We start from the raw sequence: 426 nt of genomic DNA, 5'->3' as shown, positions 1-426 counted from the left end.
CTATCCTGAGCACATCGAAGAGGCCAAGAAGGTGCTGGATTATACGTTGTGAAGACTTAACTTCTATCATAAGATTCTTTTGTTTTCTTGAGGGCGTAGCTTGTTTCCGCTGTGGAGCTCGGTTTTTAAGCTTCTTTTTTATATCCCAATTCTATTTGTTGAATCTCTTCAAAGTCTAGTGTCCTCTGGGCCTATTGCCTGGAGCAAAAAAGATACTGCCTCTTTGATAGCGTCTTCAGGAATTTCTTTTCTGTTGAGTTTTCTTTTTATTAAAATGGAGATTTCAGTTTTGCTGAAATCTATGTCATGACTTTTGAGTTCCGCCTTTAATTGCTTTGAGAGCTTGCTTGTAGCTTTTTGTTCAGTAATTTTCTGAATAACTCTAATTACTGCTTGGCGCTTTTCATCATTATCTGAAAATACCAA

At 37.1% G+C, this 426-nt stretch carries 1 protein-coding gene; it reads right to left on the bottom strand.

The window, feature by feature from the left end; genetic code table 11:
- Positions 1–168: 168 nt before the first annotated feature.
- Positions 169–426, bottom strand: a 258-nt coding sequence (locus E3E25_RS11355) for a hypothetical protein (RefSeq protein ID WP_167893415.1), incomplete at its 5' end; no start/stop codon positions are given.

The sequence above is a fragment of the Thermococcus sp. MAR1 genome, assembly GCF_012027305.1.
Classification (GTDB): domain Archaea; phylum Methanobacteriota_B; class Thermococci; order Thermococcales; family Thermococcaceae; genus Thermococcus.
This window is presented reverse-complemented; position numbering and strand designations above follow the sequence as displayed.